This is a genomic window from Candidatus Poriferisocius sp. (assembly GCF_965208475.1).
In the GTDB taxonomy this organism is placed as follows: Bacteria; Actinomycetota; Acidimicrobiia; order Acidimicrobiales; family Bin134; genus Poriferisocius.
The window spans coordinates 680,433-696,187 of sequence record NZ_OZ242338.1 but is presented as its reverse complement, the minus strand read 5'-3'; the positions used below and the strand labels follow the sequence as shown (position 1 = coordinate 696,187).

At 69.8% G+C, this 15,755-nt stretch carries 15 protein-coding genes; 11 read left to right on the top strand and 4 right to left on the bottom strand.

The window, feature by feature from the left end; translation table 11 throughout:
- The first annotated feature begins 5 nt into the window (after positions 1-5).
- Positions 6-614 carry an SMC-Scp complex subunit ScpB gene (scpB, locus tag ACOGXA_RS03260; protein ID WP_419925852.1) on the top strand — a complete coding sequence of 203 codons (609 nt, stop codon included), beginning with the start codon at positions 6-8 and terminating at the stop codon, positions 612-614.
- Between the two features lie 12 nt (positions 615-626).
- Here scpB and ACOGXA_RS03255 read toward each other — a convergent pair whose 3' ends face one another.
- Positions 627-2,255: a fibronectin type III domain-containing protein gene (locus tag ACOGXA_RS03255; RefSeq protein WP_419925851.1), complete on the bottom strand. Its 1,629-nt coding sequence runs from the start codon at positions 2,253-2,255 to the stop codon at positions 627-629.
- A 66-nt stretch (positions 2,256-2,321) separates the two neighbouring features.
- Here ACOGXA_RS03255 and ACOGXA_RS03250 point away from each other — a divergent pair, with 66 nt between their 5' ends.
- The 6 genes from ACOGXA_RS03250 to ACOGXA_RS03225 all read left to right on the top strand — a co-directional run bounded on the left by ACOGXA_RS03250 (position 2,322) and on the right by ACOGXA_RS03225 (position 7,410).
- A complete protein-coding gene (locus ACOGXA_RS03250) occupies positions 2,322-3,041 on the top strand; it encodes a pseudouridine synthase (protein ID WP_419925850.1) in 720 nt (239 codons plus the stop codon).
- A 90-nt stretch (positions 3,042-3,131) separates the two neighbouring features.
- The gene (gene aroH / locus ACOGXA_RS03245) at positions 3,132-3,500 is read left to right on the top strand and encodes a chorismate mutase (RefSeq protein ID WP_419925849.1); all 369 of its coding nucleotides are present in this window, start codon (positions 3,132-3,134) and stop codon (positions 3,498-3,500) included.
- A 46-nt stretch (positions 3,501-3,546) separates the two neighbouring features.
- On the top strand, positions 3,547-4,623 hold the full coding sequence (locus tag ACOGXA_RS03240) for a prephenate dehydrogenase/arogenate dehydrogenase family protein (RefSeq protein ID WP_419925848.1): 1,077 nt from the start codon (positions 3,547-3,549) through the stop codon (positions 4,621-4,623).
- A 70-nt stretch (positions 4,624-4,693) separates the two neighbouring features.
- Positions 4,694-5,971, top strand: a complete 1,278-nt coding sequence (gene aroA, locus ACOGXA_RS03235; protein WP_419925847.1) for a 3-phosphoshikimate 1-carboxyvinyltransferase — start codon at positions 4,694-4,696, stop codon at positions 5,969-5,971.
- 46 nt (positions 5,972-6,017) lie between these two features.
- On the top strand, positions 6,018-6,650 hold the full coding sequence (cmk, locus tag ACOGXA_RS03230; RefSeq protein WP_419927037.1) for a (d)CMP kinase: 633 nt from the start codon (positions 6,018-6,020) through the stop codon (positions 6,648-6,650).
- A 34-nt stretch (positions 6,651-6,684) separates the two neighbouring features.
- Positions 6,685-7,410 (top strand): lysophospholipid acyltransferase family protein, encoded by a 726-nt coding sequence (locus ACOGXA_RS03225; protein ID WP_419925846.1) that lies wholly within the window; start codon positions 6,685-6,687, stop codon positions 7,408-7,410.
- A gap of 58 nt (positions 7,411-7,468) precedes the next feature.
- Here ACOGXA_RS03225 and ispH read toward each other — a convergent pair whose 3' ends face one another.
- On the bottom strand, positions 7,469-8,506 hold the full coding sequence (ispH, locus tag ACOGXA_RS03220) for a 4-hydroxy-3-methylbut-2-enyl diphosphate reductase (protein WP_419925845.1): 1,038 nt from the start codon (positions 8,504-8,506) through the stop codon (positions 7,469-7,471).
- Positions 8,507-8,559: 53 nt separating this feature from the next.
- Between ispH and ACOGXA_RS03215 the strand changes: the two genes are divergently transcribed.
- Genes ACOGXA_RS03215 through ACOGXA_RS03200 form a run of 4 tightly spaced genes read left to right on the top strand, consistent with a single transcriptional unit; the run spans position 8,560 to position 13,718 of the window.
- On the top strand, positions 8,560-9,957 hold the full coding sequence (locus ACOGXA_RS03215) for a DUF512 domain-containing protein (RefSeq protein ID WP_419925844.1): 1,398 nt from the start codon (positions 8,560-8,562) through the stop codon (positions 9,955-9,957).
- On the top strand, positions 9,950-11,320 hold the full coding sequence (gene der / locus ACOGXA_RS03210) for a ribosome biogenesis GTPase Der (protein WP_419925843.1): 1,371 nt from the start codon (positions 9,950-9,952) through the stop codon (positions 11,318-11,320). Before ACOGXA_RS03215 ends, der begins: the two co-directional genes overlap by 8 nt.
- Before the next feature lie 51 nt (positions 11,321-11,371).
- Entirely contained in the window at positions 11,372-12,481 is a 1,110-nt protein-coding gene (locus ACOGXA_RS03205) for a PP2C family protein-serine/threonine phosphatase (RefSeq protein ID WP_419925842.1), read from the top strand.
- A 52-nt stretch (positions 12,482-12,533) separates the two neighbouring features.
- On the top strand, positions 12,534-13,718 hold the full coding sequence (locus ACOGXA_RS03200; RefSeq protein WP_419925841.1) for an ABC transporter ATP-binding protein: 1,185 nt from the start codon (positions 12,534-12,536) through the stop codon (positions 13,716-13,718).
- A gap of 31 nt (positions 13,719-13,749) precedes the next feature.
- Here the strand turns inward: ACOGXA_RS03200 and ACOGXA_RS03195 are convergent, their stop codons facing one another.
- Entirely contained in the window at positions 13,750-14,823 is a 1,074-nt protein-coding gene (locus tag ACOGXA_RS03195) for an LLM class flavin-dependent oxidoreductase (RefSeq protein WP_419925840.1), read from the bottom strand.
- Entirely contained in the window at positions 14,820-15,725 is a 906-nt protein-coding gene (locus ACOGXA_RS03190; protein ID WP_419925839.1) for an aldo/keto reductase, read from the bottom strand. Before ACOGXA_RS03190 ends, ACOGXA_RS03195 begins: the two co-directional genes overlap by 4 nt.
- Positions 15,726-15,755: the final 30 nt, after the last annotated feature.

Sequence of the window (15,755 nt, the reverse complement as noted above, 5' to 3'; positions counted from 1 at the left end):
GTGCCATGGCTGATGAGCGCGGGGAGGCTCGGCGGGCGGTGGAGGCCATTGTGATGGTGGCCGAGGAGCCGGTGGCGCCGGGGCTGATGGCGCAGCTCATCGAGATTCCCGCGGCGCAGGTGGCGGCCATCTGCGAAGAGCTGGCCGCCGAGTACCGGGCCGAGGGGCGGGGGTTCGAGCTGGTGCGGGCCGCGGGCGGATACCGCTACCGAAGCCATCCCGACGCCGAGAGCTACGTGAAGCGATTCGTGGTGAGCGGCCAGAGCGCCCGGCTGTCTTCGGCCGCTCTGGAGACGCTGGCCATCGTGGCCTACAAACAGCCGCTGTCGCGGGCCCAAGTGTCGGCCATCAGGGGGGTGAACGCCGAGGGCGCCATGCGCACCCTCGAGCATCGGGGCCTCGTCTACGAGGCGGGCCGCGACCCCGGCCCCGGCAGTGCCCGGCTGTTCGCCACCACGCCGGCTTTCTTGGAGCGCCTTGGCCTCGACTCCTTGCGCGACCTGCCCCCGCTGGTGGACTTCGTGCCCGGCCCCGAGGTGATCGAGGCCCTGGAAACCAGCCTCATGGCCGACAACCGCCCCACTCCGGCGGGCGACGGCGAAGCTACGGGATAGCCAAATGAATGTTCAGGAACTGACCGAAACCGGCTGAGCGCAGGCGTCTTTGGCCGAGTCGGCGGGGTTGTCGCCGAAGTCGGTGTGGGCGAGGGAGCGGCAGGCGCTTTGGAGCCGGGTTTGGAACTGCTCGGGGAACCTTGCTGCAAGGATTTGGCCGGCTAGTTGGCGGGCGATGGCCTCGCGGCGGGTGTAGGGCAGCGAGCACACATCGGCGATGCCATCGCCATTCGAGTCATGGGGATAAGTGGTGGGACCGCCTAACGACCGGTTGGCGCAAAAACTAGGGCCGGTGATGACGCCGGAGTAGAAGCGGCCACCAGCGGGAGGCACCGGCGGCGCGGCGCTCGGGTTGTCGCCGCCGCAGGCCACGGTGCCCTCGGTGACGGCGCAAGCCTCGTTCACCAGCATGGCGTAAAGGTCGGTGTGCTGGTTGGCCAATGCGATCACCGCTTGCTGGCGGGCGATGGCCTCGCGGCGGGTATAGGGCAGCGAGCACACGTCGGCGATGCCATCGCCATTCGAATCGTGGGGATAGGTGATGGGACCGCCCAGCGACCGATCGGTGCAGAAGTTGGGCGCGGTGATGACGCCGGAGTAGAAGCGGCCGCCAGCGGGAGGCACCTCCACCGGAACAGCCGGCTTGGTGGTTTCGGGCTCGGCAGTGTCGGGCTTAGCGACTTCCGGCTCGGAGGGCACCGGCTCAGCGGTTCCCGGCTCGGCAGTGCCGGGTTCGGTTGTCTTTGGTTCGGCGGTCTCCGGCCCAGTCGTTTCGGAGTCGGCAGTGTCGGGCTCGGCGGTCTCCGGCCCAGTCGTTTCGGAGTCGGCAGTGTCGGGCTCGGCGGTCTCTCGCCCAGTCGTTTCGGAGTCGGCAGTGTCGGGTTCGGCGGTGTCGGGTTCGGCGGTGTCGGGTTCGGCGGTCTCCGGCCCAGTCGTTTCGGGCTCAGCGACTTCCGGCTCGGAGGATTCCGGCTGGGTAGTTCCCGGCCCTTGGGCGTTCACCGCGCGGACTTGGAATTGGTAGGTAACGCCGTTGGTCAATCCGGTAACGGTGTGGCTGGTGGTGGCGGCAGTGGAATCGACGATGATGGTCCAAGGGGTGTAGGCGCCGGCGCCGACCCTCTGGCGGATTTCGTAGTGCAGGATCGGCGAACCGCCGTCAAATCCGGGAGTCCAGGTCAGCGTGGCTTGGGAGTTGCCCGGAGTGGCCTTCAATCCGATGGGCTGGGCCGGGGTTGTGGCCGGTATGGCGGGCAGCAGCACCGCGGTGGCCACGGCCCCGTTGCCCTCGTAGTTGACGGCTCGCAGGCGGAACCGGTAGGCGGTGCCGTTGGTCAAGCCGGTGACGGTGTGGCTGGTGGTGCGGCGATTGCTCCCGGGAACGGGGTACCACACGTTCACAGCCACGCCGTTCTCATCAAATGTGTACTCGTACCGGATGATCGTGCTGCCGCCGTCGTCGCCCGGGGTCCAGGCCAGCGCGACCTGCCGGTCGCCCGGCGTCGCCGTCACACCCACAGGCTCAGCGGGCACACTCGGCTGGGCCCTGGCGACGGGTGGCGGGGCTAACAGCCCGGCCAACAGCGCCAAGGCGCCCAGTGCGGCCCAAATCCGGGGGCTGGATACGGCGAAAGGTTGCATAGCCATATGCTCGTCTGGCCCAAATGCTTCGGCGGCATCCGGGTGTGCGTGCCATGGTAGCCCCGTATGGAGGGCGACTCTGAGCGGATACAGAAGGTACTGGCCCGGGCGGGGGTGGCCAGCAGGCGAGCGGTGGAGGAGATGGTGGCCGAAGGCCGCATCACCGTGAACGGGCAGCCGGCCCGCCTCGGCCAGCGGATCGACCCAGAGCGCGATTCGGTGGCGGTGGACGGTGCAACGGTGGGGCTGTCGTCCGATCTGGTTTACTACCTGTTGAACAAGCCGCGGGGCGTGGTGACCACTGCGTCGGACCCCGAGGGGCGGCCCACGGTGGTGGAGATGGTGCCCGGGGAGCCCCGGGTTTTCCCGGTGGGGCGCCTCGACGCCGACAGCGAGGGCCTGCTGGTGCTGACCAACGACGGCGAGCTGGCCCACCGGCTGGCCCACCCCTCGTTCGGGGTGGACAAGGAATACCTGGCCCAGGTGGAGGGCCGGCCCCGCCGGGGGGCGCTGAGGCGGCTGCGCGAGGGTGTGGAGTTGGACGACGGGGTTGCCCGGGCAGCCGCGGTGTCGCTGCCGGAGCCGTCGGTGGTGCGCATCGTGGTCCACGAGGGCCGCAACCGCCTGGTGCGCCGCATGTGCGAGGCGGTGGGCCACCCGGTGCTGCGCCTGGTGCGCACCCGCATCGGCCCGCTGGCCGACCGCAAGCTCCCCCCCGGCCAATGGCGGGAGCTGCACCCCGGCGAAGTGCGGACTTTGGAGCGGGCCTGCCGCGAAGGGGGCTGAGCCCCGGCGAAATGCGGTGCTGGGCCCCCAGCAGCGGCTCTGTTGAAACAGAGTTCGGGGCCGGGGGCGGGGGTCGGTAGAATCTGGGGCGTGAGCCGCGCCGTGCGGGCCCTGCGGGGCGCCACCACCATCGACGTCGACACCGCCGAGCAGATCGAGAAGCGGATGATCGCTCTTTTGACCGAGCTCTTCGACCGCAACGAAATCGCCCACGACGACTTGATCAGCATCGTGTTCACCGCCACCTCAGACATCAACTCGGCCTTCCCGGCCGCCGCGGCCCGGGCGTTCGGCCTGGGCGACGTGCCGCTGCTGTGCGCCCAGGAGCTGGACATCGACGGCGGAACCCCGCGGTGTCTGCGGGTGCTCATCCATCTCACCACCCCGCGGGGGCGCGACGAGCTGCACCACATCTACCTGGAAGGCGCCCAGGGCCTGCGCGACGACCTTCCCGAGTGATGCCGGCGAACAGGGCGGCCATGGCGCGGCGTGAGGCTGGGCGGCTGTGGCGCTAGGAGGCGACGCCCCTCGGCGGGCCGCCATCGTGGGCACCGGGCTCATCGGGGCCTCCATAGGCCTGGCCCTGCGGGAGCGGGGCTGGCAGGTGGTGGGAACCGACCAGGACGAGTCGGTGGCCGCCGAGGCATTGAGCCGAAGGGCTCTCGACGCGGTGGGGCCGCCGACCGGTGCCGACATCGTGTTTGTGGCCACCCCGGTGGGGGCGGCCGCCGCCGAAGCCCGCAAGGCGCTGGACGCGGGCGCGGGGCTGGTAACCGATGTGGGCAGTGTGAAGGCGCCCATCGTGGGCGCGGTGGACGACCGCCGTTTCGTGGGCGGTCACCCCATGGCCGGCAGCGAGCAGGAGGGCGTGGCCGGCGCCCGGGCCAACCTGTTCGCCAACGCGGTGTGGGTGCTCACCCCCACCGAGGAGACCGACGACGGCGCCCTGGTGCAGATCCGCTCGGTGGTGGCGTCGCTGGGGGCCGACGTGGTGTCGCTGGCTCCCGAGCGCCACGACGCACTGGTGGCGGTGGTGTCGCACGTTCCCCACCTGACCGCGGCCACGCTCATGGCGATGGCCGACGAACGCTCCGAGGAGCACCGGGCGATGCTGCGGCTGGCCGCAGGCGGATTCCGGGACATGACCCGCATCGCCTCCGGTAACCCCGGCATATGGCCCGACATCTGCCAGGAGAACGCCGAGGCCATCTGCTCGGTGCTCGACCGGTTCATCGACGCGTTGGGCGAGGTGCGCTCGCTGGTGTCCAGCGGCGACCGGGGCGGGCTGCTGGCTCTGTTGGAGCAGGCCCGGGCGGCCCGGCTGCATCTGCCGTCGGGCTTGGACCGGGACGTGACGCTGGCCGAGGTGCGGGTGCGGGTTTTCGACCGTCCCGGCGAGCTGGCCCGCATCACCAGCCTGACCACCGACGTCGGGGCCAACATCTACGACCTGGAGATCGCCCACTCGGTGGAGGGGGGCGAGGGCGTGGCCATTTTGGTGGTGAACGAGGAGATGGCCGACAGCCTGGCTGAGGCCCTGGGCCGGCAGGGCTACAACCCGACGGTGGGCGTTTTGTCGTGAGGGTGCGGTGGGGTTGGCCGGCTTGTCGGAGCGGGAGGTCCCGGAATTGCCGGGGTGAGGGGGTTCGGTGGTGAGCGCCATCACCGTGAGCGGGCCGCGGCGCTTTTCGGGCCGGCTGCGGGTGCCCGGCGACAAGTCGATCTCGCACCGGGCGCTGATGATCGCCGCGCTCGGCCGACAGCCGTGCACCATCGGGGGCCTGTCGGATGGCGACGATGTGACCCGCACCCGCAGCGCCCTGGAGGCTCTGGGCGCCCGGGTCGAAGACCACGCATCGGGGGATGTCACCGTTACCGGCGGGCTGGACGGGGCGCCCAACCCCATCGACCTCGGGAACTCCGGCACCGGCATCCGCCTGCTGGCCGGTTTGGTGGCCGGATACGACTTCACCACCACCCTGGACGGCGACGCCTCCATCCGGCGACGGCCCATGGGCCGGATCATCGAGCCGCTGTCGGCTATGGGGGCTTCGGTGCGGGGCCGCGGGGCGAGCGGCGCCCTGGCGCCGCTGACCGTGGAGGGCAGGCCGCTGCGGGGCATCGAATACGCCCTTCCGGTGGCCTCGGCCCAGGTGAAGAGCGCGGTGCTTCTGGCTGGCCTGCGGGCCACAGGATCCACAACCGTTCACGAGCCGGCGCCCACCCGGGCCCACACCGAGGAGATGCTGGCCGCCGCCGGGGTGAGGGTTGAGCGCGAGGGCGGATCGGTGACGGTGTGGCCCGGCGAGGTGGCGCCGCCCAACTCGATAGGCATACCCGGCGACCCGTCGCAGGCCGCGTTCTGGCTCGCTGGGGCGTGCATGGCCCCAGCCAGCCACCTCGTTGTGGAGAATGTGTACCTCGGCCCGGCCCGGGGAGGGTTCCTCGAGGTGCTGGCCCGCATGGGGGCCGACATCACCGTTGACTCGGACACCGGCAATATCGAGGCCCGTTCCAGCGAGCTAGAAGGCACCCGGGTGACCGCCGAGGAACTGCCGGGGTGCATCGACGAGGTGCCCGTGTTGGCGGTGGCCGCGGCGGTGGCCGACGGGGTCACCGTGTTCGAGGCCATCGGCGAGCTGCGGGTGAAAGAGAGCGACCGGGCCGCGGCCATCGTCGAGATGCTCACCGGGTTGGGGGCACATTGCCGGATAGACGGCCAAACGCTGGTGATCGCCGGGGGGGGCCGGGCCCAAGGGCTGGGCGGCGGAACGGTACACGCTCGCGGAGACCACCGGATGGCCATGTCCGCCGCCATTGCCGGGGCCGCGGGCTGCGGATCGGTGACCATAGAGGGATTCGAGGCAACGGCCACCAGCTACCCGGGCTTTGCCCGCGACCTGAGCCGCGCCACAGGATGGGCGCCGTGAGTGTGATCGGGATGGGACGCGGGTGAGCGAGCGGGAGGACGGCCAGATGAGAGTCATTGCCATCGACGGGCCGGCGGGGTCGGGCAAATCCACGGTAGCCCGGCGGCTGGCCGAGCGGCTGGGGCTGGAGTACCTGGACACCGGGGCGATGTACCGGGCAGTGGCGTTCGCGGCGATGGCCCGAGAGGTGGACCTGGCGGATCCCGAGGCCATTGTGGAGGTGGCCCGAACCAGCGACATCCGCATCGACGACGCGGCGGTCATCGTGGACGGAGTGGATGCCACCACCCAGATCCGAGGCCCGGAGGTGACCCGGTCGGTGAGCACGGTGGCGGCCATCTCCGGGGTGCGGGAGGTGCTGCGGGTGCGCCAGCGGGCCTGGGCGGTGGAGAGGGGCGGCGGCGTGCTGGAGGGCCGGGACATCGGCACGGTGGTGTTCCCCGACGCCGAGCTGAAGGTGTATTTGAGCGCCTCGGCCGAGGTCAGGGCCGAGCGCCGGGCGGGCGAGGTCAGCGCTCTCGACTACGAGACGGTGGCCGCCGACCTGGCCGCCCGCGACGCGGCCGACTCCACCCGCCAGCACGACCCGCTGGCCCAAGCTCCCGACGCGGTTCACATCGACACCACCCGCCTCGCCATAGACGAGGTGGTGGACAAGCTGCTCGCCTGGCTGGCATGAGGCTGCTGTGGCGCCCGATGATCGCCTGGGTGGCATGAGGCGAGTCGAGCTTCGTCCTGAGGATCTAGAGGTCAGGGGCCGGGTGGCGGGAGTGGTGTTTCACTTCTTCGTGCAGCGACTGGCCCGAGCGGTGTTCGGTGCGTACTTCCGGTGCTACGCCCGAGGACGCCGCAACCTGCCCCGGGCTGGCGGGGTGATCATCGCCCCCACCCACCGCTCCAACCTGGACACCCTGCTGGTGGGGGCGTCGGCCGGTCGCCCGCTGCGCTATTTCGCCAAGAGCGGACTGTTCCGGGGCCCGATCACCACGCGGTTCTTGGTGACCATGGGCGCTTTTCCCGTGCGGCGGGAGATGGTGGACCGCAGCGCGCTGAAGGCCGCACTGACGGTGCTGGAAGCCGAAAGGGCGCTGGTGGTGTTCCCGGAGGGTGAGCGCAAGTCGGGTGTCCACATCCATCCGCTGCTGGACGGGGTGGCCTGGCTGGCGGCCAAGGCCCAAGTGCCGGTGATGCCGGTGGCCGTCGGCGGCACTGAGCGGGCCATGGGCATCGGCGTGCGAATGCCTCGGCCCCGGACTGTTCGGATTGTGTGGGGGGAGCCGCTTGCACCACCTGAGGTTGACGATCGGGGTCGACAGAGCCGGGAGTCGTTGATCGCGTACTCCGCGGAGCTGCGGGAGGTTCTCCAGAGCATGTTCGACGACCTGCAACAAGAATTGGGCATCCCCGTCGAGCGGCCCGGAGACAGCCCGCAGGCCTGAACAGCCCCTTGGCTCAGGAAGGGGACTCGACAGTGATGGGATCGGGCTCGGGATCTGCTCAGTGGCCGGCGATCAGTACGTCGAGGACGTCGCTGGCCGCCACATGGCGGTCCACCATCGAGGCGGGCGACGGTGCTCCCCCCAGGCTGAAGGAGGCCAGCGAGCCGGAGGCCTCGATGAGCTCTCGTAGGTTTCGGGGCGGGGGGAAGTACTCGTCTTCTCCGGTGACCGAGACCTCCTCGATTCCCTGCTCCGGCGCCAGGCGCTCCAACACCTCGTTGATCAGCTCCTCGGGGGCCGACGCCCCCGCGGTGACCCCAACCACCCCGGTGATGTCGTCGGGCAGCTCTGAGGCACAGTTCACCCGGTACACGTTCTCGCAGCCCAGCTCTCGGGCCAGCTTCTCCAGTGCCTGGGTGTTGGAGGAATTGGCCGAGCCGACGACCACGAACGTGCTGCACCGCCCGACGATGGCAGTCAGCGCGGCCTGACGGTTGGTGGTGGCGAAGCACAGATCGCTGCGACCCGGCGTCCACATCTCGGGAAACCGGTCTTGGGCCGCGTACAGCACCCCTTCCCAGTCGCGGTGCGACAGCGTGGTCTGGGCCAAAAGGGCCACCGGTTCGGCGAAATCGGGCAGCGCCTCCACATCGTCGGTGCACTCCACCGGATGGATGGACTTGGGCGCAACGGCCATGGTGCCCACCGCCTCCTCGTGGTCCTCGTGGCCTACATAGATGATGCGATAGCCCTTGTTGGCCCGAACCTTGACCTCGTGATGCACCTTGGTGACCAGCGGGCACACCGCGTCGACCATGTAGCTGGCCTGCTCGGTGGCGGCGGCCACCACCTCGGGGGCCGAGCCGTGGGCCGAAAGCATGATCGGGTAGCCGGGGGGCACCTCGGAGATGTCGTCTACGAACACCACGCCGAGCTGCTCGAAGCGGCGGACCACCAGCTTGTTGTGGACGATCTCGTGGTAGCAGTACACCGGCCCGCCGAAGGTGCGGACCAGCCAGGCCAGCGCCTTGATGGCCATCTCCACGCCGGCGCAGAATCCACGGGGCGCGGCCAAGATCACCTTCTCCACGTGCATCAGGCCAATTTAGCGGTCGGACGAGGCTTTCTCAGCCTCGTATCATTCCTGTCATGCCCGCTCCCCGGATCACCGCTGTCGCCGTCGGGTCGGTGGCAGAGCGGTTCGGCCTGCGGACCGGCGACGAGCTCTTGGCCGTGAACGGCCGCATTCCCACCGACGTGATCGAGTACCAGATGCTGGTGGACGAGCCGGAGCTGAGCCTCGACGTGCGGCGCGACGGGGTGGTGCTGGAGCTCGAGGTACACAAACAGGCCGGGGCGCCGCTGGGCGCGCAGGTGGACTCGGCGCTGTTCGACCGGGTTCGCACCTGCGACAACCACTGCGAGTTCTGCTTCATCTACCAGCTTCCGCCGGGGCTGCGGCCCAGCTTGTACATGAAGGACGACGACTACCGGCTCTCGTTTCTGTACGGGAACTTCACCACCCTGACCCGCTTCACCGAAGCCGACCTGGAGCGGGTGGTGGCCGAGCGGCTGTCGCCGCTCAACGTGAGCATCCACGCCACCGACCCCGATGTGCGGGCCGCCATGCTCCGCAATCGACGGGGAGCCACCAGCCTGCGCTGGCTGCGGGCGCTGCTCGACCACGGCATCGAGGTGAACGGACAGGTGGTGGTGTGCCCCGGCGTGAACGACGGCGGCGTGCTGGAGGACACCCTGGCCGGGGTGGCCGACGAGTACCCCGAGCTGGCCAGCGTGTGCGTGGTGCCGCTGGGGGTGTCGCGCCACACCTCTGAGCCCCGGCTGAGGCCCCACACCGAGGCCGAGGCTGCGGCGGTGGTGGAGGCGGTGCACGAGTGGCAGGGGATCAACCAGGGGATGCTGGGCCGCCGCCTGGTGTTCGCCGCCGACGAGTACTACCTGCTGGCCGGCGTCGACTTCCCCGGCCCCGAGGCCTACGAGGGATTCTCCATGCACGAGGACGGGGTGGGCATGGCGACCACCCTTCGAATGGAGTTCTCGGGCCAGGCCCAGGAGACGACCGGGACCCGGCCCGGCTTCTTCGCCTGGGTTGAAGGGGCGCCGGCCGCCGGCTACCGGGCCCCTAGGGGAGATGGGGATGGAGGGGCCTGCGGGGCCCCGAGGGGAGATGGGACGGTTCCCGTCGGCCTTCGGCCCCGCCCGGGCACTCCGGTGGCGGTGGTCACCGGGGAGTACGGGGCTGCGGTTTTGGCCCCGCTGGTGAACTCTTCGGGTCGCGGCGATGTGAGGGTGGTGCCGGTGGAGAACCGGTTCTTCGGCGGGACCACCGCGGTGGCCGGGCTGCTGGTGGGCGCCGACATCGCCCGCACGCTGGCCGACCAGCCGGAGGGCCACCGCTACCTGCTGCCCGACGTGTGCCTCTCACAGGGGATGTTCTTGGACGGCACCCGGCCCGGGGACCTTCCCCGTCCGGTGGAGGTGGTTGCCACCGACGGGGCCGCGCTGAGGCGGGCGATCGATGGGTAGGCCGAGCCCCGCGGCCGCCTCTCCGGCGGTGTCGCGCCCCTTGCCCTCGGTGGCGATCGTGGGGCGGCCCAATGTGGGCAAGTCCACGCTGATGAACCGCATCTTGGGCCGCCGCGAGGCCATCGTGGCCGAGCAGCCCGGCATCACCCGCGACCGGAAGGAGATGCCCGCCCGCTGGCAGGGGCGGGAGTTCACCGTGGTGGACACCGGCGGGTGGCTGCCCCAGGGGGCGGGAGACAGCGCCTCGATGGACGCCAAAGTGTCGGCCCAGAGCGAGAAGTCCATGCAAGACGCCGATGTGGTGGTGATGGTGGTGGACACCCATGCCGGGGTCACCGGCGACGACGAAGGGGTGGCGGGGCGACTGCGGGGCCGGGAGGGCCCGGTTCTGGTGGCGGTCAACAAGGTGGACGACGAGGCCCACGAACACCTCATCTGGGAGTTCATCCGGCTCGGGTTGGGCGAGCCGTTCCCGGTGAGCGCCCTCCACGGCCGGGGAGTGGGCGATCTGCTGGACGCGGCGACAGCCGCCTTTCCAGAGGAGCTGGCCGAAGAGCTCGGGGCTGACGCTGAGGCGGCGCCTGATCCCGCCACGGTGTCGGTGGCTATCGTGGGGCGGCCCAACGCGGGCAAGTCCACCTTGTTCAACCGACTCATCGGCGACGACCGGTCGGTGGTCCACGACCAGCCGGGCACCACCCGCGACGCCATCGACACCGTGGTGGAAACCGAGCTGGGGCCGATCCGGTTCGTGGACACCGCGGGCATGCGCCGCCGCGCCCGCATCGACCAGGCCGCCGAGTACTACTCGCTGCTGCGGGCGCTGGCCGCGGTCGACCGCTCCGACATCGCCCTGCTGGTGGTGGACGCCACCGTGGGGGTGACCCATCAGGACCAGCGCCTAGCCGAGCGCGTCGACGCGGCCGGCTGCCCGATTGTGGTGCTGCTCAACAAGTGGGACCTGCTCGACACCGTGGCCCGGGGGGCCATTGCCGCCGACATCGACCGGCGGCTGCACTTTTTGGGCGAGGCGGCCGTGCTGCGGGTGAGCGCCCTTTCGGGCAAGGGCTTGAAGCGGCTGCTGCCGGAGTTGGGAGGGGTTATCTCCGAGTACCGGCGGCGCATTCCCACCCAGGCGGTGAACCGGGTGCTGCGCGACGCCCAGGCCGCCCATCCCGCCCCCGACGGCGCCCGGGTGCTGTACGCCACCCAGGGGGCTACCGACCCCCCCACCTTCACGCTGTTCGCCAACCGGACCCTGCCCCGCACCTATCTGCGCTATCTGGAGCGCCGCCTCCGGGAGTCGTTCGCGCTGGGGTCGGTTCCGGTCAAGCTCCGAGTTCGCCGGCGGTCGGGAGAGTAGTTGCCGCAAATGCGGCGGGAACTCCCCCAAGCGGCGGAGTAGCCTTCGACAATGGAGAACCTCCTCCTCGCCATAACCGCGGGGGTGTGCGCGGTGGCCTCCGGCGTGTTCACCCGCTCGGCCCGGCACCGCTATCGGTTCCTGCTGCGGGTTGAGCACACCCATGCCGGCGTAGGGTACGACGAAGAGGGCGAGGACGCCTATGAGGCGGCCTACACGCTGGCCCAGTCCAGCTTCCGCCGCGACGCCCACGCCGCCCTGCTGTACGCCGCGTTGACGGTGGTGGCCGCGGTAATGGCGGCAGCGGAATCCCGAGTGGTGGCCGCCGTTTTGGCTCTGGTGGTGGTGCCGGCCCTGTTCCCGCTGTGGTGGGGGCGGCGCTCGCTGGCCGAGGCCCGGCTAACCCAAGAGCGATTCGAGATGGAGCGCCGAGCCGAGGAGACGCTGAGCCAGGGCGACCTCGCGCCGCTGGCCTGGGCGGGCCGGCTCGCCCCCGACGACCTGCCCGACTTCGCCGGCTATGAGATGGGCCGGGTGTACCAGGCGGGCGAGGGGGTGATGGCCGGCGACTTCTTCGACGTGTTCCGGGTGGGCCCTTCCCGAGTGGCTGCGGTGATCGGCGATGTGGCCGGCCGGGGCATCGAGTCGTCGATCACCGCCTTCCAGGCCAAGTACCTTCTCCGGGTGTTCCTGCGCCAGTTCCGCGACCCGGCCCAGGCATTGGAGGAGCTGAACGCACAGATGTCGTCTATCGAGAGGGCCGAGGAGTTCATCTCGGTGGTGGTCGTGGTGTTCGACACCGAGGCCCAGACCATGCGATACGCATCGGCGGGCCACCCGGCGGCCTGGCTGTGGCATGAGCGGGAGGTGCAGCCGCTGCGGGCCACCGGTGCCCTTTTGATGCTCGACCCCGGCAGCTCCTACTTCAGCAAGGAGATCCCCCTCGACACCGGCGACATGGTGCTCATGTACACCGACGGCCTGGCCGAGGTGCGCTACGGCGACGCCCAGTTCGGCGAGGACCGCATCGCCATGCACCTCCGACGCGATCCCACGGTGTCGCCCGACGTGCTGTGCAAGTCGCTGCTGGAGGCCGCCCGGGATTTTGCCGACGGCACCATCAGCGACGACGTGGCCATCCTCGCCGTCCGCCGGGCCTGAGAATGCCAGTTAGGATGGCGCCTCGGCGGGTCCACAACCGATGGGAGGTCGCATGGCCGATGTAGTGCTCGAGGATGTCAACAAGGAGTACGACAACGGCTTCAAGGCGGTGGCCGACCTGAACCTCGAGATCAACGAGGGCGAGTTCTTGGTGATGGTCGGCCCGTCGGGATGCGGCAAGTCGACCACGCTGCGGATGATCGCCGGCCTAGAGGACATCACCGCCGGGACGCTGAAGATCGGCGGCCGGGTGGTCAACTCCCTGGCGCCCAAGGACCGCGACATCGCCATGGTGTTCCAGAACTACGCGCTCTACCCGCACATGAACGTGTTCGACAACATCGCGTTCTCGCTGAAGCTGGCCCAGCGGCCCAAAGCGGAGATCAAAGAGCGGGTACACGAAGCGGCCCGCATCCTCGAATTGGAGAGCCAGCTCGACAAGCGTCCGGCCCAGCTTTCGGGCGGCCAGCGGCAGCGGGTGGCGATGGGCCGGGCCATCGTGCGCCGGCCCCGGGTGTTCTTGCTAGACGAGCCCCTGTCGAATCTCGACGCCAAGCTTCGGGTGCAGATGCGGGCCGAGATCACCGAGCTGCAACGCGAGGTGGGCGTAACCACCTTCTACGTAACCCACGATCAGGTTGAGGCCATGACCATGGCCGACCGGGTTGCGGTGATCAGCGGAGGGATCCTCCAGCAGGTGGACAGCCCGATGAAGCTGTTCAACGAGCCCGACAACATCTTCGTGGCCGCGTTCATCGGCTCTCCGTCGATGAACCTCATGGAGGCCGTTGTCCACCGCCTGGACTCGGGGTTGTCGATGCAACTCGGGAGCCAGACATTGGCGGTTCCCGATTCGATTCTGGCCCAGCGGCCGGGCTTGGAGCGCTATCTGGGCTCGACGGTGGCGGTGGGCTTGCGGCCCAAGGACTTCGAGGATGCCGCCATCGCCACCGACCATCCTGTCGACCAGCGGATACGGGCCCATGTCTCCCACATCGAGGCCCTAGGGTATGAGGTGATCGCGTACTTCGGGATAGATGCCAAGCCGGTCATCTCGCTAGAGGCCTTGGAGCTGACCGAAGAACAGGTGGCAGGAGCAGAGCATAGGGTTTCCCGGGCCCACGCTCGGTTCCACCCCACATCCACGGTTCGGCCCAACGAGGCGATCGAGGTTGCCGTTTCGATGGAGAATGCCCACTTCTTCGACCTGGAGACCGGGCTGGCGATTCGGGGCTGAACGCCGAAGCCGCCTGCATTTGGCGGCCGGGTCAGCTCCAGGCCAGGGGGGCGTGGTTTAGGCCGGGCAGCACGGTGCGCCCGATCCGCTCGCACTCCGGGAGGTGCGGGTAGCCCGAGAGGATGAAGGCGTCGATGCCCGCCTGGCGGTAGTCCTCCAGTTTGGCCAGCACCTCTTCGGGGGAGCCGACGATGGCCGCCCCCGCCCCTGAGCGGGCCCGGCCGATCCCGGTCCAGAGGTTCTCCTCCGCATAGCCGTGCTCGTCGCTGGTGTCGCGCAGCTCGGCTTGGCGGCTGACCCCCACCGAGGCCGAGTCGAGCGAACGGCGCCGAATGGCGGCACCCGCCTCGTCGTCCAAGCGGCTGACCAATCGGGCGGCCGCCGTTTTGGCCTCGGCCGCGGTGGGACGCACGATTACGTGGCTGCGCAGCCCGAAGCGCAGCGAGCGCCCGTGGCGGCTGGCTCGACGCCGCATATCGGCCACCGTGTCGCCCACGGCCGCCACCGTGTCGGGCCAGGTGAGGAACACATCGGCCGCGGCCGCCGCGGTCTCCTTGGCGGCCTCTGAGAATCCTCCGAAGTAGAACGGCGGGCAGCGGCCCGACAGGGTGGAGGCTCGGGGAGGGTCCAAGGCCAGGTCGACGAATTCGCCGTGGAAATCCACCGGCTGGCCGTTCAGCAGGGCTCGCAGCACCTGCATCCACTCCAGCGTTCTCCGGTAGCGGGGGCCGGAGTCGAGGGTTTCGCCGGGGATGTCGCTGGAGATGATGTTTATGGTCAGGCGTCCGTGCAGCATCTGGTCGATTGTGGCCAACTGGCGAGCGAGCTGGGGGAGCCACATCTCGCCCATCCTCACGGCCAGCAGGAGTTGGATCTGGTCGGTTAGCGGGGCCACCGCGGCGGCGAATGCGGCGGAGTCGATGCCCAGCGTGTAGCCCGACGGCAAGAGGATGTTGTCGAATCCATGGCGGTCGGCGGCCAGCGTGATGTCTCGGCAGTGCTCCCAGCTGCTGGCCAGTGCAGGGTCGGCGACGCCGAGGAACTCGTAATCGTCGTCGCACAGGGCGGCAAACCACGCCACTTCGACCGGCGAAGACCCGCTCACGGCAGCGGCACCCCCTCGGAGGCCTCGATGATCGCATAGGCCTCGGCCCGGTCGAGGGCCACAGACAGTGCTTCAGCCGCGTCGGCCAGGCGCTCGGGATTCTGCGACCCCAAGATGGCGACGGGGCGGGACGGGTGGGCCAGCACGAAGGCGATGGCCAGGGTGGTCCGGCTGGTGCCGTGGTGATGGGCCAGCCGGTCGAGCGCGGCTATCAGCTCGGGGCGCACGTCGTTTCCGCTGGCCAGCCGGCCACCGGCCAGCGGGCTCCAGGCCAGGGGCACCACTGAGTCGCGCAGGCAGAGGTCCAGCGTGCCGTCGCGCAGCGCTCCCAGTTCGGCGGCGGAGTACTCGGGCTGGGTGGACACCAGCGGGAACGGCAGGTGGGCGGCGAGGGCCTCGTGCTGGCGGGGAGTGAAGTTGGAGACGCCCACCTCGCGGATCTTCCCCTGGTCGCGCAGCGCGGTGAGGGCCTCGGCCAAATCTGCTGGATGGACGAACAGGTCGGGGCGGTGGATCTGGTACAGGTCGATTACGTCGGCCCCGAGGCGGGCGAGCGATGCCTCGCAGGCCGCGGTGATGGCCGAAGGGCTTGAGTCGTAGGGGGTGGGCGGGATGATCCCTCCCTTGGTGGCCAGCACCATCTGCTCCCGCAACTGGGGCGCTGAGGCCAGAACCCGGCCGAGGTTGGCCTCGGCCTCGCCGAAGGAGGCCCCGCCCCAGTCGAGTCCGTACACGTCGGCGGTGTCCACCAGGTTCATCCCCAAGCCCAGGGCGGTCTCCAACAGCTCCTGGTACTGGGATTCCGGGCGCCCCACCAGGCGCCAGCATCCGAACGCCAGGCGCCCGACGCGCAAGTCGGCGCCCAGGGCAACGGGATCAGGGTTGATGAGGCTGTCGGGCACCGGATCAAGCTATCGTGTCGAGCCTCCGGC